Raw genomic sequence first — 26,601 nt, forward strand, 5'->3', positions numbered from 1 at the left:
CCCTTATCGTGATGCCATCACAGGTACGTATTCTCCCTGTGAAATTCCCTCTTTTTCTGAACTAATCTCAACAATTCCATCGCTTTTGACCAAGGTTGTAATTAAACCGGACTTGCCAATAATCGGCTCAGCCCACCATTCCCCTTCTTTTTCAAATAAACGGACCCGAATATAATCAGACCGTCCTGGTGAGGAAGGAATATTTTTTGTGATTCTAGCAAAAATACGCTCCGGTTTCCGCCGCGAGTCCTCGCCCTTTAATTTTCGTAAAATTTGCTCGCCAAACAGCTTAAAGATAATCATCGCGGAGGCTGGATGACCTGGCAGTCCTATCACTGGTTTCCCATTAGCCATTGCCAAAATCGTCGGTTTCCCCGGCTTAATCGAAATACCGTGGACAAATACTCCCGGGGCGCCTAAAGACTGGATGACATCCGTGGTATAATCCTTTGCGCCGACCGAGCTTCCGCCGGAAAGGATTAAACAATCTACCTGCTGATAGAGTTCACGGGCCTTTTGTTTAAACTCCTCAAAATCATCACGGACAATGCCGCCATATAAGACATCCACATTCCATTCGCTCGCTAATCCTGAAATCGTCAAATAGTTGATGTCGCGAATTTGCCCTTCTACTAAGGTTTCGGTTTGATAAGGAACAATTTCATCCCCCGACGAAAGGTAACCTACTTTTACTTTGCGGTAGACCGTTACAGTTGTAACCCCTAAAGAAGCGAGTGCCCCTAGTTCCTGTGGACGAAGTTTCGTGCCTGCCGTAAGAAGCGTTTCTCCTTTTTTAATATCTTCCCCGGCCCGAATCACGTTTTCTCCGGGTGCAATCTGCTTGTATGTATTTAATAGCGTATCGACATCTTCACAATGTTCAATCATGATAACGCTGTCACTTCCGATCGGAAGCATCCCGCCCGTTGGCACATAGACCGCTGTACCTGGGCCGGCTTGTGCAGTTGGAACCTCACCCATTTTCACTTCCCCTGTAACCGTAAGGAAACCTGGCATGGATTCGGAAGAACCATACGTATCCTTGGCACGAACAGCATATCCATCCACCGTTGAACGATCAAAACTCGGCACATTTTCCTGCGCAATCACTGGTTCAGCAAGGATATAGTGAAGCGCCTCTTCGAGCACCCGTACTTCAGTTTGCTTGGTTGCCGGTATATTTTCCTCGATTAAGGCAAATGTTTCTTCTACTGTTTTTACTTTGAAAAATTGCATGGTTCTCTTTTTCCCCCTTATACTTCCTTGTTCTGCCCGTTAAAGCGGGAAAAATCCGCTTCAGCCCACTTTTTGGCGTCTTCATACTCGTTTGGGTGATTCATATTAAAAAAGACTCGTTCTAAGTCCATACTGTCTGAGTGAAGATCTTTTTCTGTTACATATAAAACGTTTAAGTGATCGAGCAAATGCTTCATCCGGAGACGGTCCGCTTCAATCCTATGGGCAACCTCATCTGCCACCCTCTTTTGGAAAACGGCAAATAAAGGGTGCTGGACTCCATTAATGACGGGGATAACCGCATCATAATCACCGCATTTTTGAACGAGCAACTTTGCAAGTTCTCCTGAAACAAATGGCATATCGCAAGCTACAATAAAATTCGTATCATATTTGGAAGACAGCAAGCCGGCATGAACCCCTGCAAGCGGTCCTTTATCTGGATAATAATCCGGGGCCATCTTCAATCCTAAAAATTGATAGTCTTCAGGATGATTGGTTACAAGAATTATATCATTAAAGGACAACTTTAGCGTATCGGCAATTCTCTCAATGTTGGTTTTTTCGTTTATTTTTAAAAGCGCTTTATTGGTGCCCATCCTGCTTGATTTTCCACCTGATAAAATAATAGCCGCTGCCTTCATCATTCGAGCACCCTCTTAATTCAAATCTTTTTTCTCGCCCACCGCATGATAGCCATTTTCCTGTGCCACATAATCCAAGTGGATCGAGTGTAAATCTAGTAAGGCTGCTGATGGTTTTTCAATATATTGTCGTATATCAATAATTTTAATATAGCCATTACATTCTTCGCAAACCTGAATTTGCGATACCGCATCGCCTTCAGAAAACAAATATCCATATGTCCAATCGTCTAAGTTGTAATTTGTTAGCTGAAAAACGGCGATTTCGTAGAATTGCATTGAGATACTATTTCTTCTAAATCGATTTACCAAGTCTTACACTCCAGTGAATTCTGTTAAATTTATAAAATTGTTCTATAATAAGTAGGAGGTTTTAGATACGAAGGAGGAATACATATGACGATCAAAAAGGTAATGACGATTGCGGGGTCTGATACAAGCGGCGGCGCAGGAATTCAAGCAGACTTAAAAACATTTCAGGAGCTTGGCGTCTATGGAATGACGGCGCTGACATCGATTGTAACGATGGATCCGAAAAACAATTGGCACCATAACGTGTTTCCAATCGCGGTTGATACTCTTGAGACTCAACTAGAAACGATTCTTTCGGTGGGCATTGATGCAATGAAAACAGGCATGCTTGGTACGGTTGAAATTATCGAATTAGCGGCGCGAAAAATGGATGAAAATAAACTGGAGCGTGTCGTTATTGATCCGGTTATGGTTTGTAAAGGGGAAGATGAGGTTTTACATCCAGAAACGACCGATGCGATGCGCGAGTTCCTCTTACCACGCGCGCTAGTTGTTACCCCCAATTTGTTTGAAGCCGGACAGCTTGCAGGAATGAAGACTCCGCGTACTGTTGCGGAAATGAAGGAAGCGGCGGTAAAAATCCACGAGCAAGGGGCAAAATTCGTGTTGATTAAGGGCGGCGGCAAGCTCCAATCAGAAGAAAATGCGGTTGACCTGCTTTATGATGGAAAGGACTTTATGATGTATGAGTCTGAAAAGTTTGCAACTACCTACACGCACGGTGCAGGCTGTACCTACTCATCAGCGATTACCGCTGAATTAGCCAAAGGGAAATCCGTTTATGATGCTGTCGATGTCGCGAAAGAGTTTATTACAGCCGCCATCCAGCAAGGCTTCAAGCTAAACCAATATGTCGGTCCGACCTGGCATGGTGCCTACCGCAGTGCACTTTCAAAAACAGAGTACTGTGAAGATTGTGTTGAATAACAATAGAGAAAAGAGCCGATCGATTGGTCGGCTCTTTCTTTTTGTGTCATCTTTTGGTGTCAGGCACCGTGATCCTCTCTTCATCGAGCATTGATTTCGCATTTTTTTCCTGATTCTAGTATGATAGTTACATTATTAACTAAAATAGACATTAGACTTAATCATTCTATTTATGAAGGGAAAGGAGGTTGCACTTTGGAACCTATTGATATGAAAGGCGCACAGGCTGCGATTACGAGCTTTGCCAATAAAGAGGTCTACATTCACCTTGAAACGACAAACGGTGCCTATGCATCACATAACGACCAATCATTTTTTTCCGCTGGTGCATTCATCCGCAATGCGCTAGTCCGTTATGAATTAGGAAAAATAACAGGGAATGGCCCGTTTCGGGTTGGTTTGAAGATCAACCTTGGCTGGATTTATGCAGAAGGGATTACACATTACGAAATAGACGAAGACAATCACCTGCTGTTAGCCGGTCACGATAATGCAGGAAAACTAGCGGTTGCCTTGGAGATTTCCAGCACCCCTTTTGAATAGGCTGTGTAATACTTGCATGTTGATTTGCGCTCCAGGCGCGTGCGGTTCGCGGGCGGTCCGGGGAGCCTTCCGCTCCAATCAACATGGCTAATATATCAACAATAACCATTAACACAGTCATTGATAATAGGCAAGGCCCGAAAGGAGAATGATTTATGGAAAAAGAACGTCACCTCTTGGTCGTTTTTCCGCACCCTGATGATGAGGCATTTGGTGTGTCCGGGACGATTGCGACCCATGTACAGAACGGCACTCCTGTCACCTATGCGTGTTTAACCTTAGGAGAAATGGGACGCAACATGGGGAATCCCCCGTTTACCAATCGCGAAAACCTGCCGAAAATTAGGAAAGAGGAATTGAAGGAAGCGGCTCGGGTGTTGGGCATTCAAGACCTGCGCATGCTTGGATTCCGTGATAAAACGATTGAATTCGAAGACGAAGAGAAACTCGCCAACAAAATGTTAGCTTTGATTGAGGAAGTCAACCCTTCTCTTATTATTACCTTTTATCCAGGCTATTCCGTTCATCCTGACCATGATGCCACCGGTGCGGCGGTTGTACGGGCAGTTGGGAAGATGCCTGCTGCCGTGCGGCCAACCTTACACTGTGTAGCCTTTTCGAATAATTGTGTAGACGAAATTGGGGAACCAGACATCGTCAATGATATTAGCCCCGTCGCAGAAACAAAACTGGCTGCCATCCAAGCTCACCGGTCGCAAACCGAGCAGATGTTTATTGGTATGGAAGAGAAGTTGAAAAATCAAGACCCACAAATGATGAAGTGGATCAACAACGAACGATTCTGGACGTACAAATTTGATAAGTAAACGAAAAGCCCTTCGCAGCGAAGGGCTTTTTTCAATGCTAATATTCCCGGTGCAGCAGTGTACAAAGTGTGCACCAATCCCGGATAATAATCTTCCTCGACTTCATATCAATAATCCCATCTTTTTTTAGCTTGGAAAAAACACGGCTTACGCTTTCTCTCGTCGTGCCAACGACGGTTGCAAACTCTTGAATCGTCAAGGGAATCTCAATATCCCATCTGTTTAGACCATTTTTAAATTTATTTCCCAGGCGCTCTAATGTCTTCACTGTCTTCGCATATACATCGAGCAAGGCAATATCTCGTAATTGTGAGGTCATTTCCCGTAAGGCATCGCTCATATAACTGATCATTTGCATCGACAGCTCTGGGTGGTTGAATAAATCCCGTTCTAATTCCAACTTATCCAAAAAGAAGATCTTTCCATCCTGGAGCATAGTCGCTGTCGCTGGATAGCATTCTGTCCGCTTTGTAAACAAACAGGCCTCTGCAAACACATCCCCTTTTTGCTTCACACAGACAATAATTTCATTGCCATTCTCATCCTGCTTTGTCAGCTTAACAGCACCTGAATGAACAAAATACACCCCCTTGGCCACTTCCGCCTCAGAAATGATCTGTTCCCCCTTTTTCAACTCCAGCGTTTGAATCCTCTTTTCAATAATCGAAAGCGACTTTTGTGATAGATCCTTAAAAATAACAATTTTTCGAAGCAAATCCGTTTGTATTACTTCTTGATAGACTCCTAGATGCGGATCTTTTAAACAATCGACTCGATTCATCCTTCTCACCACCCCTTTATAGAACTCTACTTTTGATAAATACTTACCATCTATTGTAAACAACTCCATCCGCTGATGTAGTGACGAAATTCACAAAATGTTCATTGTTATAAAGCCAATTGAAACAATCGGTTTCACATAACGTTCAAAGTCTACCAAAAAGGTGTGAGTTAGCTCACATTTTTCTCCCTCATGAGCGTTTAGGATGAAGATGTTCATTTTATATAAAAAGGGAGGGAAAAATGTGAATAAAGCCATTATTAGTTTTGTAGTCTGTGCATTACTTGGTTTTGGACTTGGCTACTTAGTGTTTGGCGTGATCATGGGGGATTCCGAAAAACAGCCTCAGGTGGCACAAACAGAAACTGCCGCTGCCAAAGAAGAAAGTACGGATGCAAAGGAAACAACAACCGTTTCAGCTAATGAGGATAACATCCTTAACAAGAAGGGCTGTCTTGGCTGTCACAGTGTTGAAGCATTAAATATTAAGGGCGGTGCCGTAGGACCGGACCTTTCCCAAGCGTTTACTAACGTGGAAGGGAAACATGGCAAGCCGATTGAAGAATTCCTGAAGGCGCCTACTTCTGCCGTTATGTCAGGCGTTATTGGCAAAAATCCATTATCAGATGAAGAACGCAAGCAAGTGTTAGAACTACTTAAACAAGCTTCTGAAAAATAAAAAGGTGGTGTAATTAGATGAAAAAATGGATTCCGATTGCATCGGGTCTGCTTGCCGGGTTTGTTGCAGCAACGATCTCTTTTGCCGATTTCTCAGCAAAGACGAATACGGAAGCTTCTTCAAGCACTAAGAGCGATGCAGAAAAGGTGTATGTGCCATTCGGTCAAAAGGATGATTATTACCTATTTGCCTCTGGCGGCCACTCAGGCCAAATGTTTATTTATGGGGTTCCGTCGATGCGAAAAATTAGAACGATTCCTGTATTCTCTCAAGATTCCGCAACAGGATACGGTTTCGATGAGCATTCCAAAAAAATGATGGGCGACTATACATGGGGCGACCTTCACCATCCAGCCTTTTCAGAAACAAAGGGCGACTATGATGGAAAATATATGTTTGCTACTGATGTAGGAAACAGCCGTGCCGCCGTTGTAGACCTTAAAACATTTACGACGAAAGATATCATTCAAGTTCCAAACACTGCCGGCCCACACTGTGCAGCATTCGTGACAGAAAATACAGAGTACATGTTCCTGCCAACACGTTTCGCCGTTCCGCTTGGCCAGAAGTATGAATCTCTTGATGACTTCAGCACACAATACCGCGGTGTTATGTCTGCTGTAACCTTTAATGAAAAGAATCAAAAACTAGGTATTGCTTATCAAGTGGCACTTCCGCCATGGTCCTATGACCTATCTGATGCTGGTAAAAAAGAATCAGCTGATTGGGCGGTAATGACAACTTATAATACCGAAGAAGCGACTACTAATCTTGAAATTAACGCATCACAAGCTGATCGTGACTATATTGTCCTTTTTAACTGGAAAGAGCTTGCGAAAATGGTCAAGGAAGGCAAGTACGAAAATATTGGCGGTCAAAAAATGATTTTCCCTGAAAAACAAAAAGGCGGAATTTATTTAATTCCTGTCGCTAAATCACCACATGGTGTTGACGTCACACCAGATGGAAAGCAATTCATCGCTTCAGGAAAATTAGCACCGACAATGACTGTCTTCTCGTTTGAAAAAGCGTTTAAAGCGGTCGCAAACAAAGACTTCACTGGTGAACGGAATGGGATTCCTATTCTTAATTTCAAATCAGTGATGGAAAGAGAAGTAAACCCTGAAAACGCTTTAGGACCGCTTCACACTCAATTTGATGACAAAGGCATGGCCTATACAACGATGTTCATTTCTTCGGAAATCGTGAAATGGGATCCAAATACAGGTGAAACATTAGACCGTGTGCCTGTTCAATATTCCCCAGGACACTCTGTTGCCGCAGAAGGTGATACCGTTGCACCAGATGGAAAATGGATTATTGCTTTAAACAAGATTGCTAAAGACAGTTACTTGTCTGTCGGACCTTCCCATCCTGAGTCAATGCAATTGATTGATATCAGCGGTAAGATGAAGGTCATCCAATCTTCACCAGTAGACCCTGAACCGCACTATGCACAAATGATTAAAGCGGATAAGATTAAAACGATTAATGTATATCCTAAGGATGTCAAGAATAAGGAAGCCGTTTACAAGCAGAGTGATACGAAAATCGTCCGCAATGGCAACAAAGTTGACGTATACGGTATTGCGATGCGTTCGAAATTCATCTTTGATGCAAAAGCAAAACGACCAGACGTCATTGAAGTGAATGAAGGAGATCACGTCACCATCCATCTGACGAATATTGATTTCGATGAGGATATTACACACGGATTTGCCATCAACAGCTATAACTTAAACATGGAAGTTCAGCCTGGACAAACCAACACAATGGAATTTGTCGCGAATAAAGCGGGAACCTACCCACTTTATTGTACAAACTTCTGTTCTGCGCTCCACCAAGAAATGAACGGTTACTTCCTTGTAAAACCTAAGAAATAATATGTTGGAGATGGGTATCAATTAAATAGATTGATACCCATCCCTGTTTACAAATCTTATTATCGATAAAATCTAGTTGCAGCACCTAGCCCCTCTTTGGTCTAAGTCAATCCCTTAAGAAGGCAAAAAACGCCTTCTTGAAGGGCTTGCCTTATGCTTGTCGGGGCTGAGCAAGGCGCTTCCACTTTATAATAAAGGCGATGTTAACATGAAGGGTAAAACGAAAAAATTATCAGTGGTTTCTTCGATATTAATAGTTGTTTCAGCCATTTTGATGGTCATCTCATTATTTTTCCCGTGGTGGCAAATGATTTTCTTTGCTCCGCAATATCCAGAGGGACTAAATATCATTGTTTACCCAAATAAACTCGAGGGACAAATTGACATTGTTAATGGTCTCAACCACTATATCGGGATGGATAACTTTAGTGAAGAAAACTTCCCTGAATTGAGCTATCTTTCCTATCTTGTTGGTGGTTTAGCTATTCTTACCTTACTAACCGCCGTCTTTCGAAAAAAATCTATTCTTTATGGATTGATTGGCGTGTTTGTAATTGGCGGCTTACTTGGGGTGATTGACCTGCGGCAGGCACTTCATGATTTCGGAACAAATTTAAGCCCTGAAGCACCCATTAAAATAGATCCTTTTGTACCGCCGATTTTGGGACATAATACAGTAGCAAACTTTATTACCAACAGTGTGCTTGGCCCCGGTTCCTATTTACTTATTGGAGCATTTATCCTGTTACTCATTCCGTTATGGAAGGATCGAAAGTAAATGAAAAAAACTGCGCTCTTATCTTTCATTTTTTCTCTATTTCTACTGATGAGCCCTGAGAAAAAGCTGGCCGCCGAAAATTTACAAGCAACCATCGACAGCCTGAAAGATGGGGCGGTATTACAGCTTGAAAACAAAACATATCAGGGCAATATTGTCATCAACAAAGCAATGACGATTATCGGCTCACCTAAAACCGTTATTAAGGGCGACGGAACGGGAAACGTCATTTCCATCAAGGCCCCTCATGTGAAGCTGAGCCATCTAACGGTAACGCACGGAAGTATGAACCGGAACTCTGCTGAGGAATACGCGGCCATCAAGATTTATACAAACAGCAACGTTGTCGAACATATCAACATCCGCGACTCCTTTCACGGCATATATTTAAGCCAGGCTCACGATAATACGATTCGTGCTAACCATATTAAGGGAATGGGCAAGGGCAAAATCGCCGAACAGGGAAATGGAATTCACATTTATTATGCAAATGATAATCTGCTTGAAAAGAATACGATTGAAGGCACCCGGGACGGGATGTTCTTTGAATATGCCAACAACAATCACAGCTATGAAAATAATATCAGCCAGACAAGATATGGACTGCATTACATGTATTCCGACGAAAACATTTTTATGAAAAATACCTTCACGATGAATACCGGCGGCGCAGCCATTATGAACTCCAATCATTTGAAGCTCGAGGATAATCAATTTATTGTTAACTACGGCAACCAATCATTTGGCCTATTACTCCTTCAAGCCAATGATAATTTTATCGCCAATAATACCTTTTACATGAACCAGCGTGGTTTGTATATCGATCAAGCGACAAGAAACGAATTTCGTCACAACAAAATCGTTCAAAACCAAATCGGAATTGAACTATGGGCGAGTTCCAATGATCAAGTATTTACATTAAACCAAATTTCCGAAAATACGATTCCTGCGGTAACTCTTGGCGGCAATAGTGAGAATAATTCCTGGAGCAAGGATGGCAAAGGGAATGACTGGGGCAGCGCGTTCCCGATCACTGATTTAAACCAAGACCGCATTGGGGATTTTCCAATAACCTATCGTTCATCTTTATATCAATTAATGGAGGACCAAGAATTATCCTATTTATTTTTAAAAAGTCCGGCCCTGAAAATATATGAAAAAATGAATGCCGCACTTACAAACGAAGCCATTATGTTTAATGACCCACACCCATTAACAGCGTCAAATGGAACACATACGAAAGTTATTTTCCTTATTGTCAGCTTACTAATTGTGGGGATTTTAATAAAGGGGAGACACCTACTATGCATTACATTTGGAAGGAATGGAAGGAAAATATAAGAGGAAAAGGGCTTTGGCTAAGTCTAAGCATTATTGTTCTCATTTCAATCGCGATTTTATTTCGTTCCTCAGCCCTTTCATTTGATAAAGGCTTTTATGTGCTCTTAATCAACTTGTTTGATACGATTATCTATTTTATTCCGATTCTATGCCTATTTATCGGGGCCTTCTCGATTTTTCAAGAAAAGGAACAAAAAACATTGATCATGCTGCTAACAAAGACAGACTCTTTCGGAAGCTTCCTAATTAAAAAAAGCCTTGGGCTTTATGCAGTCGTCCTTGTCCCGCTGATTACGTGGTTTTTCATCTATTTGTTTCTATTAAAATTTAATTTCCAACTCGATATAAAGGGCTATTTTATCTTTGTGGCAGCAATCGTTTGTATGAGTCTCGTCTTCCTGCAAATTGGTGCGGCCATCGGTAGTTTTAGCCGCTCGAGGATGCAGATTTTAGGGTTTACGATCTTCGTCTGGTTTTACTTTTTCTTCTTACATGATTTTATCTTGCTGTCGTTCTTACCTGATGTCACCTATGAAAATGTGAAACTATTTTCTTCCGTCTACTTTTTAAATCCGCTTCAAGCGATTCGAATGTTTCTAGAAACAGGCACGGGGGTATATTCCTTTGGCCATATGTCAAGGCTCTTACAAGCATTTATGTGGACGAAACCCGTATTCTTCCTGCTCGGAAATCTGTTGTTCTGGCTTGTCACTTCGTTTTTAACAGCGATTGTTTTCAACCGTAAGGAGGGGTACGAATGATCAAAGTAACGAATTTAAACCAATCGTTTGGAAAAAAAAATGTCTTAGATTCCATCAATCTAGACATTAACCCAAACGAAATATGTGCCCTTGTTGGCCGCAATGGGGCCGGAAAATCAACGTTCATCAATAGTCTGCTTGGGTTACTGCCAGTGAAGCAAGGGGAAATTTTGATTAACGGGACTGCTGTTAACAAGAAAAATGTTGAATGGAAAAAGACGATTGCTTATTTGCCGGAAAAATTCATGCTATATCCGATGCTGACCGGTCTTGAAAATATCACCTTCTTTGCTGAAGCTGTGACCAAGACGGCCAACCAGGAACGGATCGAGCAGGTGCTACGCTCGGTCAGCTTGTGGGATGACCGTGATGTTCAAGTGAAGAAATATTCCAAAGGGATGCTGCAGCGCCTTGGTTTAGCAATCACCCTTTATCAGGATTCAAGCCTGCTCATTCTGGATGAACCGACGAGCGGCATCGACCCGCTCGGAAGAAAAGAAATTTTGGAGGTCCTTGGTTCCCTCCATGATAAAACGATTCTGCTGTCTTCCCACCATCTCGATGAAATCAAGCAGATTTGCACCCATGTTGCCTATTTGGACAATGGAAAAATGAAAAAGTTTACAGTAGATGAATTCTTACAAACTCATAATTTAGGAGGAATCAGTTCATGAAGACACGAATTATCTTTAGCTTGCTTCTGCTGATTGCCTTAATCACAGGATGCAGTTCAGGCCCTGACTATAAGGTAACAGTGACGAAGGACCTTTATTTCGTCAAGGACACAGCGATGCCATTTGAAATAAAAGTAACCGAAAACAACAAGGCCGTAAAAGGGCTCGATGTGTCTGCCCAATTATCAATGACCAATATGGACCATGGCAGCTATAATGTTAAGCTTGTGGAAGGCAAAAATGGGACCTACTCCGGCAAAGTGAACCTGCCGATGGGCGGTAAATACGAGGCCGCGTTTACATTAGAAAAAGACGGCAAAAAGGCAGAGAAAGTCATCGATCTAAATGTGACCAAGCCAAAAGGTGTCGCCATCATCAACGGCGAATGGATTACCAATGAAGATGTCAGCTTCTATAAGTTTATTAACCAGTTACAGCTGGAAATCAACCGTGAGAGCTCGCAGAAAAAATACACGGGTAAAAAGTTAGAGGAAGAATTGGCTTATTTAGATTCCCAGGAAAAAACACTTGAGGATAAAAATCAATTATTAACGCAAATTATCCGCCTTCGTGCGATGGCCTTACTGGCGGATGAAAAGGGCCATAAAGCTGCCGAGACTGAAGTGGATGCTGCCCTACTCAAAGCGCGCGAACAATATAATCAGTTCGAATCCGCTAAAAAGCTAATCAATGAGTACGGCGCAGATAAATTTTGGGCAACGGAAAAACAGCAATATCGAATGATTGTCATGTCCCAGAAGGTCCAAAAGGACTTAATTGAAAAAGTCAAAAAGGAAAACCCAAAAGCCGGCGAACAAGAAATCTACTACCAAGCCCAAAAAGAATACGAAGAACTTCTCGTCTCCCAGGTGAATTCCTTAAAGATTGAGATACTCTAGAAATAGAAGGGTGTCAGGCACCATGTGAATTCTTCACATGGTGCCTGACACCCTTTTCGGTTTATAAATCTCGTAATAACACACGATATAGTTTATCGTCTTTTTCGTCAGGGGTTCCTCTGCCGTCGGTGTTGTTGCTGACAAAGTAGAGGTAGTCGCCGTCGACATACAGGTCTCGGATTCGCCCCAGACTTGTAATAACGGGTCTGGTAATCATCTGACGCAATCCAAATTCGCGGACGGCATTGCCTCTTAATGTTGCTGCATAAAGCTTCCCATTCGCCGCAGCCAGCCCGGACGGTGCCCACGTTTCATCACCGGACTGATACAAAGGGGTTACCATCCCCGCTTGCTGTTCCGGACCTTGAATTACCGGCCACCCATAATTCGACCCTGGGGTAATCCGATTGATTTCATCATGAGCCGATGGACCGTGCTCACTTGCATATAAAGTCCCGCCAACCCACACTAATCCCTGTGGATTGCGATGGCCATAACTGTAGACATATGAGTTTGGAAAAGGGTTGTCCTCGGGAATCGTTCCATCTAAGTTTATTCGTAAAATTTTCCCATTTAACGTTTTCAAATTCTGAGCCGTTTCCGGAGTGGTCGCATCACCTGTGGTGATGTACAGCATCCCATCCGGACCGATTTTCAGCCTGCCGCCGTGATGATAGGCAGCACTCGGAATCCGATCAAGCAGGATTTTCTCCTCGGACCACACAGAACCGTTCGTCCTTAGGACAATCACCCGATTAAATTGCCCCTTGCCATCATCACTATAGGTATAATAGGCGTACGCCTTATGATTATCTTGAAACTGAGGATCAAGAACAAAACCTAGCAGCCCCGCTTCAGCCGCCTTGGCAAGCGGCTTTTCTAAACGAACTGGCTGGCGTTCTATTTTACCGTTTTCCATCTTAACAATGTTTCCGGTTCGTTCGCTGATGTAGAAAGCTTGATTTATCCGGTCAATTGACCATGGCACTTGCAATTTTCCAGCCAAAACTTCAATATTTGGCTGATTGACAACGACCTCTTCCTCTTGGATTCTGTCGTCCTTTTCAAAAAGAGAACAGCCCGACAACAAGACAACCATCAGTAGTAAAATAGAACAAGCTTTATTCATTGACTCCTACCTTTCTTAAATTACCTCAAGAATTGCCTTCCCTACGCCACTCTCTTCATTCGTATCCGTAATCACATCACAAAGAGACTTTATGTAATAATCAGCATTCCCCATCGCAACCGATCTTCCTGCTTTTTCAAGCATGGAAACATCATTATAATTATCGCCAATCGCCATGGTTTCAGCTAAATCAATCCCTTTTAATTTCACAAACGACTCCAGTGCAATCCCCTTTTGAGCCTGTGTATTGGTAATTTCCAAATTATCATGGCCAGACGTTGAAACGACGATTCCTTCTAGCTCTGAAAGGGACTCGTTTGCTGACTCCAATCGGTCTGCATCAAAAGAGAAGGCAAGTAATTTATAGATTTGATAGTTTTCATCAGCAAATAAAAGTTCATAATCCTCGATCGTATGTACTAGGCCATCACGTAGTCTAGCCCCAGCAGCCTCAGTAATCTCTTCTCGATTTACTTCGGGATTGGCACTCATGATGATGTCAACGAGAATGGAAACCGCCTTGTCGGCATCCATCGTGAAGGCACCTTTGTTTGTGTATACTTCGAAATAAATATCCTTTTCCCTTAGCCTTGCCGCTACCTCTCTTGCCATTTGTTTGCTGATTGGTGTGGCTGAAAGAACGACTCCTTCCTTGGAGCGTACCTCTGCGCCATTCGCACAGATAACCGGGCAATTTATGCCTGCTTGAGCTAGGACGTAAGTTGCTTCTTGATACGACCTTCCCGTTGCGACCACAAATTCAATTCCTTGCGCTTGTGCTTTTACGATCGCGTCCTTATTTTCCTCACTGATTAATTGCTTCGAATTCAATAATGTTCCATCCATGTCTGATGCAATACATTTAATCATGTTGTCCCCCCTCTATCCATTTTCATTATTGCCATTTTAACATGATTACCAAAACATTATCTCCCATATGCTCATGCTAAATACTTACTACCCTCGCGAACACTTAACGGTGCTAACTTTGTTCCTTCAATAAATCCCTTTACAGAGGCGGGATTTGTCTTCGAATATTCCCGTAACACCCAGCCAATTGCCTTTTGGATAAAAAATTCCTTGCTGTCCGCATTTTGCTGTATGTAATGATAAAGCAATTCTTCATTCGTTTTTCCCTTATATTTTAATTGAAAAAGCAGTGCCGCTCTTCGCAGCCATAGATTGTCGTCATTGGCCCAGCCATTAATTGTTTCGGCCACCACTTCAGGGAATTTCTCGGCAATTTTTCCAACCGGCTTGGGAGCAATCGCATCAACCGTATCCCACCAAGATTTGATTGTAATCAGTTGCTCCATAAATGGCAAATCCGTTTTCTCGAGCTTATTCAACGATTTTTCCATATAAACCAATGCTGTATATTGGTATTCTCGTTCTTCCTTCGCCCAAAGTTCTCGAATCAAATCTTGGTTAAACGGCTCTTTTAAGATCCCTGTCTCTTGAAAAAATTGCTTTTCCAGCACACTGCGCTGTGGTTTCTTGATGCCCAAGAAGGGGAAATGATCTTTCATATATTTCTTCATCGGTTCGGCATTTGCTTCATTGCGATTTTCTTCAAATAGTTGTGTTAACAGCGCAATATTTGGCGACATCCAATTCCACCTTTTCAAAAATAATACCCACTAAATCAATAGTAATTCTCTTATCTTCCAATATTTCCTTTATTTTTTTCGAATAAACCACTTTCCTAAAACCAAACTAAATCATAGTAGAAAAGGAGGGATATTACCATGACCAAGAAATACAACAAGGGCAGCAACAATCAAAACTCCCCGCAAGCAGGGCATGCAGAGGCTGAATTTGCCAGCGAGTTTGTGAGCGGTGATAACAGCAAAGGCAATAAGCGGAATAAAGGACAGAAAAGCAAGACGAATCCAAACCCTTAAAAGGTAAAAATCGACTTTCACATTTGAAAGTCGATTTTTTAGTCTTCATTATCCTCATTTAATTTTATTGATGGGTTAAAAATAAATGCACCCGAAACACCTTCAGAGGGCTGTTTTTGCTCACCTCTGAATTGATCCTGCATTTCGAGGTTTGCACTTTCTGCTGCAGAACGTCTTTCCGTAGATGCGTGTACCTTCCCATCTTCAAGTTGTTCGTTAATCTTAATGTTTGCTTCAATCGTTTCATTTGCTGCATTCTCGTCTTTTGCCATTATGTAAGCCCCTTTGATTTCAAAGTATTTAAGTATGTTGCCCAATTCACACCTTTGTTATCTAAACTTTTCATATAAGTTGGAATGTTTATGGCTACACTCAACCATTGATTATTAAGATGAATGGCACCAAAAGAAAGAACTGACCCATTTCAGGTCAGTTCTTTCTTACTTAGTGACAACTAAATGAACGGATTCTGTTTAAATCCATTCCGTAATATTCCCAGTGGTATCCGCGCCAGCGATACCCGGCGATCGAGGTTCTGCCTACGTAGGTTGGATAATACCAGAAGCTTCTTCCATTATTCAACCAAACATAGGTATAACGGTACAGACAGTGCCTAATTCCACCTGGGTCAACCGCATATAATCCAGCTGTTTCCTGAGGGATGTAGGTTGGCGGCGGTGCAGTCGGGGCACCTCCATAATGCGGGCCACCTCCAAATGGTGGTTGATGCCCTCCACCGTGCGGCGGTGGTTGATGCCCTCCACCATGCGACGGTGGTTGATGCCCTCCACCATGCGACGGTGGTTGGTGCCCTCCACCATGTGGCGGCGGTTGATATCCTCCACCATGCGACGGCGGTTGATATCCTCCACCATGCGACGGCGGTTGATGCCCTCCACCATGCGACGGTGGTTGATACCCTCCACCATGCGACGGCGGTTGATACCCTCCACCATGCGACGGTGGTTGATACCCTCCACCATGCGACGGCGGCTGCTGCTGTTGGCCTCCACCATGCGGCGGTGATTGCCGCAGGTTGTTTTCATAAGAAAAAATTGGCATACTACCATGACCCTGAGGGTAATTGAAATGATCCAAGGCTTTAGTCCCCTTCTATTTATATTCCCTCTAATGTATGCGCCCCGCCTAATTTGGTGAAAAGCTATTAATATATATTAGTGATATTCGAACGTTTGGCTATTCTACCTTGCTTGCTGCTAACTCCCTAATTTCCTCCGCAATTTTACTCTGGATCCGTTCGACGACTGAAAAATCCATGGCGGCAATATAAATTTCCTCTAACTCATCATGAAGTTCCTTAGCCTTGGCTAAATAGGAAGTAGCCTCAAGCATTTTATTTTTGTAATTGGTTGAGATTTTAGTGATGATATCGGCAAAAATTTCATCTGTCCCGGACGCAATCAGTAATTCATACATATCAATGATTTCATCCCCATCTCTGCTTGGGAAATATTCATGTGGTGCGGTACTATCAAAGATGGCAATGCCCAGCTCCCTGAAAATCACCATATCAAGGCTGTGCGGGTCAAAGCCACAATGATAAACTTCTACATCGACCCCTTTAACCTCAGCTGCTGCCGCAAGCTTTTTCAGCATTGTTGATTTCCCAGAACCCGGACGCCCTTTAATGAAATAACGTTTTGGAATTCCTTCGGTTAGATTCGGGACATAATCTACCGGCCCTTTTGGCGTAGCAGCACCTAAAAAGCGATGGCGGATATCAGATTTTTTACTGAGCTTCATTTTTCCAAAGAAGGTGTCAATTAATTTGTTAGTTAATTGATCGGCTTTCTTAAAATCCATGCTGTTGATATAAATCTTTTCCCAATCATCGTGGATATCCAGCGCTTCTTTATAGGTATCATACGCCTTATGAAAGGATTGACTAATCTGATTGGTTAACTTCATGATCGTATTTTTATGGATGGCCAGCGCACGGGCATCCCAGGCTTCACCAAGGTTAATGTATTCGTCAACCGCTCCAGGTGTTTTCGGTTCAATCACATGCGGAGCGGTACCATCGACAATTCCCACCTTTAACGCTGGGATCAACACTCCATCAATGGAATTGTTATCAGAAGAACAATGTAAAAATTCAATATCATAGCCCTTTTCAAGCCACTCATTACCGATTTTTTTCATTAATGAGGATTTACCTGTTCCTGGACCGCCTTTTAAAATAAATAACCGGTCGAGACCTTGAAGATTGGAGTCATATAAATTATGAAAGCCTCTTGCTGTATTCCCGCCTGCAAAGTAATTTTTAATTTTCCCTGCCACTCATCAACACTCCCTTTTATAGTGACAATCGTAAGATAAATTCAATTTCACCCTATCTTATGCGATTGTTATTTATAGGTGAGTGCCTAGGGAAAAAATCTTACTTAATAATGGGGACAATGTCAGCTTTTGTGACCTCTTGCAATAGAACAGGTTCTAATACGATTTGAACCCCAATTTTCCCACCACTAACAATGATTGAATCGATCGACCTGCAGCTTACATCAATAAACGTCTTATATTCTTTTTTCATGCCAATCGGCGAGCAGCCGCCGCGGATATATCCAGTCCATTTCTGAATATCCTTCACCGGAAGCATTTCAATATTCTTTTCACCGGCTGCTTTGGCTGCCTTTTTCAAATCCAATTCCTCTGCCACGGGAATGACGAAAACAAATATATTCCTGCTCGCGCCCATTGCAACAAGCGTTTTATAGACTTCCTTTGGCTCCCGGCCAATTTTCTCCGCAACAGAAAAACCGTCGATTTTCCCATCTTTATTATCGTAGGTCAGCATCTCATAGCTAACCTTTTTTGCGTCAAGAATACGCATTGCATTGGTCTTACCCTGTGCCACTTTACAAACTCCTCCCTGACTTTAAAGACTACTATCCAGTATCAGCATACTGGAACAGCAAAAATTACACAAAATCACCCAAATTCTGTCACCCGTTTGTCACTCTATTAAACCATTATTATAGTACACTAAAATTAACAAGATTAAATTACATACATTTCAAAATAGATAATATCTTCATTATCACTATTCAGAAATTGCTTATATGAAATTCCTCACTAATATTATATTGAAATAAGTTACATTTAATCATACATAGAGAGAGAAGTTGCTCATCCAAACTATTCTACTTGAGGTGGAATCAATGAAATATGATTTAGTGCTTTTGCATGCACCAAGTGTTTATGACTTTCGAAAAAACTCCCTGCTAGCCGGCCCCATCAGTGATGTTGTGCCATCATCACCTGTTTTTGAAATGTACCCCATCGGAATCACTAGTATTGCAGAATACCTTGAAAGATACGGTCTTCGGGTCAAGATCATTAATATCGCCAATCGGATGCTGATGAGTAATAAGTTTGATGTGGAAGCAAAGTTAAGGAATATTAACACCAAGGCTTTCGGCATTGATCTCCATTGGCTTCCGCATGCACACGGCAGTATCGAGCTGGCGAAAATTGTAAAAAAGCTTCATCCAGATATTCCAGTGATTTTTGGCGGACTTTCTGCCACTTATTATCATAGGGAGTTAATTGAATATCCTTGCATAGACTTTGTTATGCGCGGCTATTCAACCGAAAAGCTGATGCTGTTATTGATGAATAAAATTGAACAAGGGAATACCCACTATGCGGACATTCCCAATTTAACTTGGAAAAAGGGGAGCGGCATCGGCTGCAATCCGCTTACTTATGTACCAAAGGATTTGGATGACCTTGACGTTCCAGGATATCGTTATGCGATCCGTTCTGTGTTTAAATATCGGAATTTCCTTGACCCGCTTCCGTACAATGGCTGGCTGCAATATCCAAATACCGCTTTACTGACAGCGAGAGGCTGTTCACAAAACTGTCTCATCTGCGGCGGTTCTAAGGATGCCTATGATCAAAACTGTAACCGAAGCTCCCTTGCCTTACGGTCGCCCGAAAAACTAGTTGAGGACATTAAATTCATTTCACGCTTTAGCCGGTCACCGATTTTTATCCTTCATGACCTGCGCCAGGGCGGACGTGAATACGTGAAGGAATTTTTTAGCCGGCTGAAGGAACTTCATCTTAAAAATGAGGTCGTCTTTGAGTTATTCCAGTATGCAGACGAAGGGTTCTTTCAACAGATGAATGATAGCGTTCCGAAATATAGTATTGAAATTACCCTGGAAACACACGATGAAAAAATCAGACGCTACAACGGGAAATTCAACTGTACGAACCCTAAAGTAATCGATACGCTTAATTTTGCCTTAAAGCATGGCTGTAAAAAAATTGATTTATTCTTCATGGTTGGGATTCCAGGACAGACCTATGACAGCGTGTTAGAAAACATTGATTTCTGTGAAAAAATCCATCTTGCCTGCAATCAAGACAAACGGATATTCTACTTCGTCGCACCACTTGCACCGTTCCTAGATCCTGCAAGCCCAGCGTTTGAAAATCCAGAACACCATGGCTATAAAAAGTTCTGCCACACACTTGAGGATCACCGCAAGGCGATTACCCAGCCTTCGTGGAAGCATATGCTTAGCTATGAAACAAAAGATATGACACGTGATGACATTGTTAATTCAACCTATGAATCGGCACAACTACTAAATGATTTCAAATTAAAATACGGCCTGATTGATGAAGAAAATTATCTAGAAATCAAATGGAAAATAGAGAAATCGATGGATTATATTGAAAAAATTGATTATGTTCTCTCTCTTCCAGCAGAGCAGCAACCTGGTGAACTAGCAAAGATTCGTGAGGAAATTGAAGAGTTAAATAAATATAGTATTTGTGGAAAGAACGAGTTAAAGTGGGAAGTTCAAAAGAATTACGCTAACTTCTTTTCGCTCACATTAGTCGGACTCGAACAGCTCTATGAAGATTATGCGAACAAAATTAGACATCTATTAAGTCCGAAAAGACGACAGCAATTCCAGATTGATACCGAACGAAGAAAAATGAATATATAAATATTAAAAGGAGCTGGGGGATTCCCAACTCCTCTTTTATAGCCAAGGCTTAGTGACCGCCTAAATAAGCATTTCTAATTTGATCGCTTTGATTAAGCTCTTCAGCTGTACCTGAAGCAACAATTTTTCCGGTCTCAATGACATAGGCACGATCGGCAATCGATAACGCCATATTAGCATTTTGCTCTACCAATAAAATGGTTGTCCCAGTTTTATTGATTTCCTCAATAATCTTGAAAATGGTTTTTACTAAAATCGGCGCAAGACCCATGGAAGGCTCATCTAATAGTAATAGACGAGGTCTAGCCATTAATGCACGGCCCATGGCGACCATTTGCTGCTCTCCCCCAGAAAGCGTACCAGATAGTTGCTTACGGCGCTCCAGCAAGCGAGGGAATAACTGATAAATCTTTTCAAAATCTTCTTGAATGCCTTTTTTATCTTTCCGTAAATACGCACCTAATTCTAGATTTTCCTCAACCGACATGTTTGAGAAAACACGGCGGCCTTCCGGTACTTGCGAAATCCCCCGTTTAACAATTAATTGAGGAACCTTGCCCTCCACATGTTCACCTTCAAACAATACTTCACCATTTTTCGGTTTTAGTAACCCTGATATGGTTTGTAAAAGCGTACTTTTCCCAGCACCATTGGCGCCAATCAGTGTGACAATTTCTCCTTGATTGATCTCGAGAGAAACTCCCTTCAATGCATGGATATTTCCATAATAAACATTAATATCATTTACTTTTAGCATTAGGAGACCTCCTCTCCAAGATAAGCTTCGATGACTTTTGGATTATTTCTAATTTGTTCAGGTGTACCATTGGCAATTAATTGACCATGGTCAAGCACATAAATTCGCTCACAGACACCCATAACAAGAAGCATGTCGTGTTCAATTAATAGGATCGTTAACGAAAATCTCTCACGAATTAACGCGATTAAATTCATCAGTTCTTCTGTTTCCTGTGGATTCATGCCGGCAGCCGGTTCATCCAGCAGCAATAATTTAGGATTAGCAGCTAATGCCCGGGCAATTTCAAGGCGACGCTGCTGACCATATGGTAAATTTTTTGCCTTTTCATGCATCACATTTTCTAGCTTAAAGATTTTTAAGAATTCAATCGCCTTTTCTTCCATTTCCTTCTCACCGGAGAAGTGGGAAGGGAGGCGGAAAATAGAGCTCAGCATCGAATGCTTGGCCAACGAATGATAGGCTACCTTTACATTATCGAGAACAGACAGTTCACTAAACAAACGAATGTTTTGAAAGGTCCGGCTGATTCCCTTTTTGGTAATTTTATATGGCGCAAAGCCATTTAGTTTTTCGCCATCTAACGTAATGCTTCCCTCGGTTGGAACGTAGACACCTGTTAGCAAGTTAAAAAACGTCGTTTTCCCGGCACCATTTGGGCCAATTAAACCGACAAGTTCACCCTGATTTAATTCCAGGTTTACATCCGAAACAGCCTTTAAGCCGCCAAAACGGATCCCGGTATTTTCTACTTTAAGCAACGTTGTTTTTTCATTCATTTTTGCACTCCTCCTTTAGCGGTTTTACCAGCTTTAAAGAATGAGGTAATCTCTCTCGTTCCTAGCAATCCTTGTGGTCGGAAAAGCATCATTGCAATTAAGACAAGACTGTAAACAACCATCCGAACCTCTGGATAACTGGAAAGGTAGGTCGAAATAATCGTTAATAAGACCGCTGCAATAACCGCTCCAGACATACTTCCAAGCCCGCCTAATACTACAAAAATTAAAATATCAAATGATTTCAAAAAGCCAAAGTTAGTCGGCTGAATGATATAAAAGTTATGCGCATATAAGGCACCGGCAATTCCGGCAAAGAAGGCACCGATGGCAAAAGCTGTAACCTTATAAAAGGTTGTATTGATCCCCATTGCATCTGCAGCAATTTCATTTTCTCTAATTGAAACACAAGCTCGTCCATGTGTCGAGTTGGTAAAGTTCACAATCACAATGATGGTTAGCAATACACAAGCAACCAGCCATGGCCACGTTGTTAAGTGGGAGACTGTCATCCCGCTTGCCCCACCGACATATTCAATATTTAAAAAGACAATTCTTACAATCTCTCCAAAGCCAAGCGTGGCAATGGCAAGATAATCTCCTTTTAATCTAAGTGTCGGAATCCCTATAATGAGCCCCGCCACAGCGGCTGCCAATCCGCCAACAAGGATGGCCACTGGAAAGGGCAGGCCCAATTTCATGGTCATGATTGCTGAAGCGTAGGCTCCAACGGCTAGGAAACCAGCATGTCCAATTGAAAATTGCCCTGTAATCCCAATAATTAAATGGAGACTTGCGGCTAGGATGATATTAATTCCGATAAAAAATAGTGTGTTTACATAAAACTGGTTCAATGACCCGCCAGTTATTAAAAATTGCATGACGACTGAAAATATAACGGCTAAAACGATCGAGGTCCAGAAAAACTTCGCTTGTTTTAAAATTGCCATCGCTAAAAGACCCCCTTAAACCTTTTCCCTGATATTTTTACCAAATAAACCTGCTGGACGGAAGATTAAGATTAAGATAAGGACGACAAATGCTACGGCGTCACGCCATAGGGAGTAGCCTGCTGCACTAACAAGTGACTCGATTACACCCAAAACTAAACCGCCAGTCATCGCCCCAGGAATACTCCCGATTCCGCCTAAAACTGCGGCAACAAATGCTTTAAGTCCTGGAATAATTCCCATCAAAGGCTCAATTTTTGTATAGTAGACACCAAAAATAACTCCGGCTGCACCAGCAAGGGCAGAACCAATCGCAAAAGTTGCTGAAATCGTGTTATTCACATTGATTCCCATTAATCTTGCGGCATCCATATCGTGTGATACGGCTCGCATGGCTTTACCAATTTTTGTTTTATGAACGATAAATTGTAGTAAAATCATTAAAATTAACGAAGTTCCTAAGATAAGTAAGGACTGACCGCTAATTTTTACCCCTAAAAGCTCTAAGCTCTTTATTGGAACGATTCCATCTGGATAGGCTTCCGGCTGGGCACCACGAATATAAATGGTACCGTACTCAATAAACAACGAAACCCCAATTGCGGTAATAAGGGCCGCAATTCTAGTTGCATTTCTAAGAGGCTTATAAGCAATCCTCTCGATTAAAACACCAAAGATGGCACAGGCCACCATTGAAATAAGTAATGCTGGGAAAAATCCTAAATCTAAAATAGTAATGGAATAAAACCCTATAAATGCACCAACCATGAATACATCTCCATGGGCGAAGTTAATCAGTTTTACAATACCATAAACCATTGTATACCCTAGAGCGATTAATGCATAAATACTGCCCAAGGATATTCCATTTACAAGCTGCTGTATTAATTCCATATGTCTTACACTCCTTTGGACCGACTTCACGTATCTTTTTTTAAATACAATTAAACAAAGTTTGCATGTTGGGAAACTTGCATTTCTTTTATAAAGTGGAATAGGGAGACATCACGCTCCCTATTCCTCTGGCAAACTATAAAATTTTGCTAGCTTCAACGATAAGGCGCTTCCGCTTTTCTCTTAAGGATTAATCTTTGTCTTAAATTGTTGTTCTCCGTTTTTGTACTCAAGGATAACAGCGGCTTTAATTGGATCATGGTTTTTATCAAGCTTCACTTTTCCAGAAACAAGTTCTAATCCATCTGTTTCAGCGAGTGCCTTCTGAATTTTGTTAGAATCACTGCTTCCAGCACGTTTAATCGCATCCGCAAGGAAGTATACTGTGTCATAACCTAGAGCTGTAAAGGCATCCGGAGATTTACCGTCGTATTTTGCTTTGAACGCTGCAACAAAGTCTTGAACCTTCTTATCACTATCACCTGATGAATAGTGGTTTGTAATAAATGTATTATTCAGTGTATTTGCTCCAGCGATTTCTACTAGTTTAGGAGAGTCCCAACCGTCACCACCCATGATTGGCACATTTAAGCCAAGCTCACGAGCTTGTTTGATAATTAAACCTACTTCTTCATAAAAGCCAGGAACGAATATATATTCTGGTTTTGCTGATTTTATATTTGTTAAGGTTGCACGGAAATCTGTATCCTTCGCCACATAGGCTTCTTCTTTAACAATTTTTCCGCCATTTGCCTCAAAATTCTTTTTAAAAGAATCAGCAAGACCTTTAGAGTAATCGCTTGAGCTATCAATCAGAACAGCCGCGCTCTTAACCTTTAAATCATTGGAAGCGAAATTTGCTGCAACTGTACCTTGGAATGGGTCAATGAAGCATGTACGGAACACAAAATCATTTACCTTTCCATCTTTATTTGTGATCGTTGCGTTTGTTGCCGTTGGTGTAATTAATGGAATTTTGTTATCTTGAGCAATCTGCACTTGTGCTAATGTGTTTGTACTTGTTGCCGCACCGATCATCGCAACAACTTTATCCTGAGTGGCAAGTTTTAGAGCACCATTTGTAGCCTCTGCTGCATCTGACTTATTGTCAACTGTCACTAATTCTAGTTTTTTGCCATTAATACCTTTTTTGTTGATTTCTTCGATTGCTAACTCAATACCTTCTTTGGCAGATTGACCATAAGAAGCTACTCCACCCGATAGTTCAAGGTTCGCACCAATCTTAATTGTGCCTCCTTTTTCCCCATCGCTACTAGCACTTGAATTACATCCTGCCAACACACCTGCTGCAACCATAAACGACATAAAGATACCAGCCAATTTCTTTTTCCTCATGATTTACCCCCTGTTTTTTGAAAAAATTTTCCCAAACGCCTTTGTCTAACTGTTTTAAAAAAAGATAATATTCTGAAAACATTGTACAAAATATTCGGGGGTTCGTCTAGTGGTATTATACATTATTTTAAGATAATTTGCAATAAAGCAAATATATGAATTATATCCACTAAATAGCCTTTATTACACTAAAGTCGAAAAGGATTTATGTGAAACGGGAAAATGAATTCTCTTTTTTAAATATTTTGGTTAAATATGATTCAATGTTCTATATATAAAAAAAGAGACTCCTCTATAAGGAATCTCTTTGGACTATTTATTATACTAGTTCTGTATTTTTCGTTTCTTTTCCCAATACGAAAACGGACATTGCTCCAATTAAGACAGAAATACAGAAGATCATAAAGATGGTTGAAATCGATACTTGCTGTGCGACAAGATTACCGACTAATAAGGGGCCTAACACGCCGCCAACTCTTCCAATCGCTGCTGCCATACCAGAGCCTGTACCACGCATGATGGTTGGATATTGTTCAGGGGTATAAGCGTAAAGACCTCCCCAAGCACCTAGGTTAAAAAATGATAATAGAATTCCTGAAGTCATCAACAGGGCAGTCGATTCTGCTGCACCAAAGAAATAGGCACTCACTGCTGCACCAATTAAATAGACAACTAAAACGAACTTACGGCCGAATTTTTCAATAAACCAGGCGGCTGTAAAATAACCAGGGAGCTGTGCTAACGTCATAATTAGCACATATTCAAAGCTTTTAATTAAGCTGAATCCTTTCATAATCATTACACTTGGAAGCCATAAAAACATTCCATAATAGGAGAAAACTACACAAAACCATAAGATCCAAAGCATCGTTGTTTGGCGCCTGTAATCCTTTGAAAATAAATTCCTCATGCTTTGGAAGACTGAAATTTTTTCCTTGTCCTTAACGGCCGTAAAACGGGGTGAATCCGGCAGCCCCATGCGTAGGTATAATGCATATAAAGCAGGAATGGCACTAATAAGTAATGCCACTTGCCAGCCAAACTTTGGAATAATGAAATAAGAGATAACTGCAGCAACTAGCCAGCCTCCTGCCCAAAAGCTCTCAAGCAGAACCACAATCCTGCCGCGTTTTTCGGCGGGGACACTTTCTGATACGAATGTGGAGGCAACAGGAAGCTCTCCTCCTAAACCAGCGCCGATGAAGAACCTTAACACTAAAAAGGCGGTTAATGTGGTGGTCATTGCGGAAAGCCCGCTCCCAACGGAAAATAATAATAACGTGATGATAAATACATTTTTGCGGCCAACTTTATCTGCCATTAATCCAAAAATAAGTGCACCAACGGCCATCCCAATGGAATTGACACTTCCAATCCAACCCATCTGCCCAGGAGTCAGCTCCCATTCTACTTTTAAGGCCGCAATGATAAAAGAGAGCATGCCGACATCCATGGCATCAAACATCCAGCCCATCCCGGCAATGCCAAGCAATCTCCGGCTTGAAATTTCCTTTTTGTCTTTCATATGGATCCCCCTAAGTTGTAGCTGTTTTTTT

Annotated in this window: 29 protein-coding genes; 12 read left to right on the plus strand and 17 right to left on the minus strand. The window is 41.8% G+C overall.

The annotated features are described in order from the left end of the window. Positions 1-3: 3 nt before the first annotated feature. The 3 genes from glp to CCK98_RS35075 are packed head-to-tail and all read right to left on the minus strand — an operon-like array spanning position 4 to position 2,192. Positions 4-1,236: a gephyrin-like molybdotransferase Glp gene (gene glp, locus CCK98_RS00195; protein ID WP_088084794.1), complete on the minus strand. Its 1,233-nt coding sequence runs from the start codon at positions 1,234-1,236 to the stop codon at positions 4-6. A gap of 17 nt (positions 1,237-1,253) precedes the next feature. Beyond that, positions 1,254-1,883, minus strand: a complete 630-nt coding sequence (locus CCK98_RS00200; RefSeq protein ID WP_256942218.1) for a molybdenum cofactor guanylyltransferase — start codon at positions 1,881-1,883, stop codon at positions 1,254-1,256. 12 nt (positions 1,884-1,895) lie between these two features. Beyond that, complete coding sequence (locus tag CCK98_RS35075; RefSeq protein ID WP_179195679.1) at positions 1,896-2,192, minus strand: hypothetical protein; 297 nt, start codon at positions 2,190-2,192, stop codon at positions 1,896-1,898. An 84-nt stretch (positions 2,193-2,276) separates the two neighbouring features. Between CCK98_RS35075 and pdxK the strand changes: the two genes are divergently transcribed. The 3 genes from pdxK to bshB2 all read left to right on the plus strand — a co-directional run bounded on the left by pdxK (position 2,277) and on the right by bshB2 (position 4,489). Next, positions 2,277-3,119, plus strand: coding sequence for a pyridoxine/pyridoxal/pyridoxamine kinase (gene pdxK, locus CCK98_RS00210; RefSeq protein ID WP_088084795.1), 843 nt, complete (start codon positions 2,277-2,279; stop codon positions 3,117-3,119). Positions 3,120-3,329: 210 nt separating this feature from the next. Next, a complete protein-coding gene (locus CCK98_RS00215) occupies positions 3,330-3,662 on the plus strand; it encodes a YojF family protein (protein WP_088090235.1) in 333 nt (110 codons plus the stop codon). Positions 3,663-3,817: 155 nt separating this feature from the next. Beyond that, entirely contained in the window at positions 3,818-4,489 is a 672-nt protein-coding gene (gene bshB2, locus CCK98_RS00220; protein WP_088084796.1) for a bacillithiol biosynthesis deacetylase BshB2, read from the plus strand. Positions 4,490-4,526: 37 nt separating this feature from the next. Here bshB2 and CCK98_RS00225 read toward each other — a convergent pair whose 3' ends face one another. Next, positions 4,527-5,270 carry a Crp/Fnr family transcriptional regulator gene (locus CCK98_RS00225; protein ID WP_088084797.1) on the minus strand — a complete coding sequence of 248 codons (744 nt, stop codon included), beginning with the start codon at positions 5,268-5,270 and terminating at the stop codon, positions 4,527-4,529. Between the two features lie 244 nt (positions 5,271-5,514). On the opposite strand from CCK98_RS00225, the gene CCK98_RS00230 reads away from it, so the two are divergent. From CCK98_RS00230 to CCK98_RS00260, 7 genes are all read left to right on the plus strand, one after another. Further along, positions 5,515-5,949, plus strand: a complete 435-nt coding sequence (locus CCK98_RS00230) for a cytochrome C (RefSeq protein WP_088090236.1) — start codon at positions 5,515-5,517, stop codon at positions 5,947-5,949. Between the two features lie 17 nt (positions 5,950-5,966). Further along, on the plus strand, positions 5,967-7,832 hold the full coding sequence (nosZ, locus tag CCK98_RS00235) for a Sec-dependent nitrous-oxide reductase (protein WP_088084798.1): 1,866 nt from the start codon (positions 5,967-5,969) through the stop codon (positions 7,830-7,832). A gap of 208 nt (positions 7,833-8,040) precedes the next feature. Further along, complete coding sequence (locus CCK98_RS00240; RefSeq protein ID WP_088084799.1) at positions 8,041-8,610, plus strand: hypothetical protein; 570 nt, start codon at positions 8,041-8,043, stop codon at positions 8,608-8,610. Next, the gene (gene nosD / locus CCK98_RS00245; RefSeq protein WP_088084800.1) at positions 8,611-9,951 is read left to right on the plus strand and encodes a nitrous oxide reductase family maturation protein NosD; all 1,341 of its coding nucleotides are present in this window, start codon (positions 8,611-8,613) and stop codon (positions 9,949-9,951) included. It abuts the gene before it with no gap. Further along, a complete protein-coding gene (locus tag CCK98_RS00250; RefSeq protein ID WP_088084801.1) occupies positions 9,915-10,712 on the plus strand; it encodes an ABC transporter permease in 798 nt (265 codons plus the stop codon). Before nosD ends, CCK98_RS00250 begins: the two co-directional genes overlap by 37 nt. Beyond that, a complete protein-coding gene (locus CCK98_RS00255; RefSeq protein WP_088084802.1) occupies positions 10,709-11,386 on the plus strand; it encodes an ABC transporter ATP-binding protein in 678 nt (225 codons plus the stop codon). The genes CCK98_RS00250 and CCK98_RS00255 overlap by 4 nt, the downstream gene beginning before the upstream one ends. Next, a complete protein-coding gene (locus CCK98_RS00260; protein ID WP_088084803.1) occupies positions 11,383-12,285 on the plus strand; it encodes a FixH family protein in 903 nt (300 codons plus the stop codon). The genes CCK98_RS00255 and CCK98_RS00260 overlap by 4 nt, the downstream gene beginning before the upstream one ends. Before the next feature lie 61 nt (positions 12,286-12,346). Here CCK98_RS00260 and CCK98_RS00265 read toward each other — a convergent pair whose 3' ends face one another. The 3 genes from CCK98_RS00265 to CCK98_RS00275 form a co-directional block, all read right to left on the minus strand. Continuing rightward, positions 12,347-13,414, minus strand: a complete 1,068-nt coding sequence (locus CCK98_RS00265; RefSeq protein WP_088084804.1) for a sorbosone dehydrogenase family protein — start codon at positions 13,412-13,414, stop codon at positions 12,347-12,349. A 15-nt stretch (positions 13,415-13,429) separates the two neighbouring features. Then, positions 13,430-14,284 (minus strand): Cof-type HAD-IIB family hydrolase, encoded by an 855-nt coding sequence (locus CCK98_RS00270; RefSeq protein WP_088084805.1) that lies wholly within the window; start codon positions 14,282-14,284, stop codon positions 13,430-13,432. 71 nt (positions 14,285-14,355) lie between these two features. Further along, positions 14,356-15,024 carry a DNA alkylation repair protein gene (locus CCK98_RS00275; protein WP_088084806.1) on the minus strand — a complete coding sequence of 223 codons (669 nt, stop codon included), beginning with the start codon at positions 15,022-15,024 and terminating at the stop codon, positions 14,356-14,358. 138 nt (positions 15,025-15,162) lie between these two features. Here CCK98_RS00275 and CCK98_RS35080 point away from each other — a divergent pair, with 138 nt between their 5' ends. Further along, positions 15,163-15,318 carry a hypothetical protein gene (locus CCK98_RS35080; protein ID WP_168241344.1) on the plus strand — a complete coding sequence of 52 codons (156 nt, stop codon included), beginning with the start codon at positions 15,163-15,165 and terminating at the stop codon, positions 15,316-15,318. A 38-nt stretch (positions 15,319-15,356) separates the two neighbouring features. On the opposite strand, the gene CCK98_RS00280 is transcribed toward CCK98_RS35080, so the two are convergent. The 4 genes from CCK98_RS00280 to ybaK form a co-directional block, all read right to left on the minus strand. Beyond that, positions 15,357-15,590: a hypothetical protein gene (locus CCK98_RS00280; RefSeq protein WP_088084807.1), complete on the minus strand. Its 234-nt coding sequence runs from the start codon at positions 15,588-15,590 to the stop codon at positions 15,357-15,359. A 306-nt stretch (positions 15,591-15,896) separates the two neighbouring features. Continuing rightward, a complete protein-coding gene (locus CCK98_RS35085) occupies positions 15,897-16,388 on the minus strand; it encodes a hypothetical protein (RefSeq protein WP_179195680.1) in 492 nt (163 codons plus the stop codon). 127 nt (positions 16,389-16,515) lie between these two features. Next, a complete protein-coding gene (locus CCK98_RS00290) occupies positions 16,516-17,619 on the minus strand; it encodes a PRK06851 family protein (RefSeq protein ID WP_088084808.1) in 1,104 nt (367 codons plus the stop codon). A gap of 100 nt (positions 17,620-17,719) precedes the next feature. Then, entirely contained in the window at positions 17,720-18,196 is a 477-nt protein-coding gene (ybaK, locus tag CCK98_RS00295; protein ID WP_088084809.1) for a Cys-tRNA(Pro) deacylase, read from the minus strand. A 304-nt stretch (positions 18,197-18,500) separates the two neighbouring features. On the opposite strand from ybaK, the gene CCK98_RS00300 reads away from it, so the two are divergent. After that, positions 18,501-20,309 (plus strand): TIGR04190 family B12-binding domain/radical SAM domain protein, encoded by a 1,809-nt coding sequence (locus CCK98_RS00300; RefSeq protein WP_088084810.1) that lies wholly within the window; start codon positions 18,501-18,503, stop codon positions 20,307-20,309. A 49-nt stretch (positions 20,310-20,358) separates the two neighbouring features. Here the strand turns inward: CCK98_RS00300 and CCK98_RS00305 are convergent, their stop codons facing one another. The 6 genes from CCK98_RS00305 to CCK98_RS00330 all read right to left on the minus strand — a co-directional run bounded on the left by CCK98_RS00305 (position 20,359) and on the right by CCK98_RS00330 (position 26,570). Continuing rightward, positions 20,359-21,066 (minus strand): ABC transporter ATP-binding protein, encoded by a 708-nt coding sequence (locus CCK98_RS00305; protein WP_088084811.1) that lies wholly within the window; start codon positions 21,064-21,066, stop codon positions 20,359-20,361. Further along, the gene (locus CCK98_RS00310; RefSeq protein WP_088084812.1) at positions 21,066-21,845 is read right to left on the minus strand and encodes an ABC transporter ATP-binding protein; all 780 of its coding nucleotides are present in this window, start codon (positions 21,843-21,845) and stop codon (positions 21,066-21,068) included. The genes CCK98_RS00305 and CCK98_RS00310 overlap by 1 nt, the downstream gene beginning before the upstream one ends. Beyond that, entirely contained in the window at positions 21,842-22,795 is a 954-nt protein-coding gene (locus CCK98_RS00315) for a branched-chain amino acid ABC transporter permease (protein ID WP_088084813.1), read from the minus strand. Before CCK98_RS00315 ends, CCK98_RS00310 begins: the two co-directional genes overlap by 4 nt. A gap of 15 nt (positions 22,796-22,810) precedes the next feature. Continuing rightward, on the minus strand, positions 22,811-23,689 hold the full coding sequence (locus tag CCK98_RS00320) for a branched-chain amino acid ABC transporter permease (RefSeq protein WP_088084814.1): 879 nt from the start codon (positions 23,687-23,689) through the stop codon (positions 22,811-22,813). Positions 23,690-23,872: 183 nt separating this feature from the next. Continuing rightward, positions 23,873-25,045, minus strand: a complete 1,173-nt coding sequence (locus CCK98_RS00325; protein WP_088084815.1) for an ABC transporter substrate-binding protein — start codon at positions 25,043-25,045, stop codon at positions 23,873-23,875. Positions 25,046-25,364: 319 nt separating this feature from the next. Further along, positions 25,365-26,570 carry an MFS transporter gene (locus tag CCK98_RS00330; RefSeq protein ID WP_088084816.1) on the minus strand — a complete coding sequence of 402 codons (1,206 nt, stop codon included), beginning with the start codon at positions 26,568-26,570 and terminating at the stop codon, positions 25,365-25,367. Between the last annotated feature and the right edge of the window lie 31 nt (positions 26,571-26,601).

The organism is Bacillus sp. OV166, assembly GCF_900177675.1.
Taxonomy (GTDB): domain Bacteria; phylum Bacillota; class Bacilli; order Bacillales; family Cytobacillaceae; genus Neobacillus.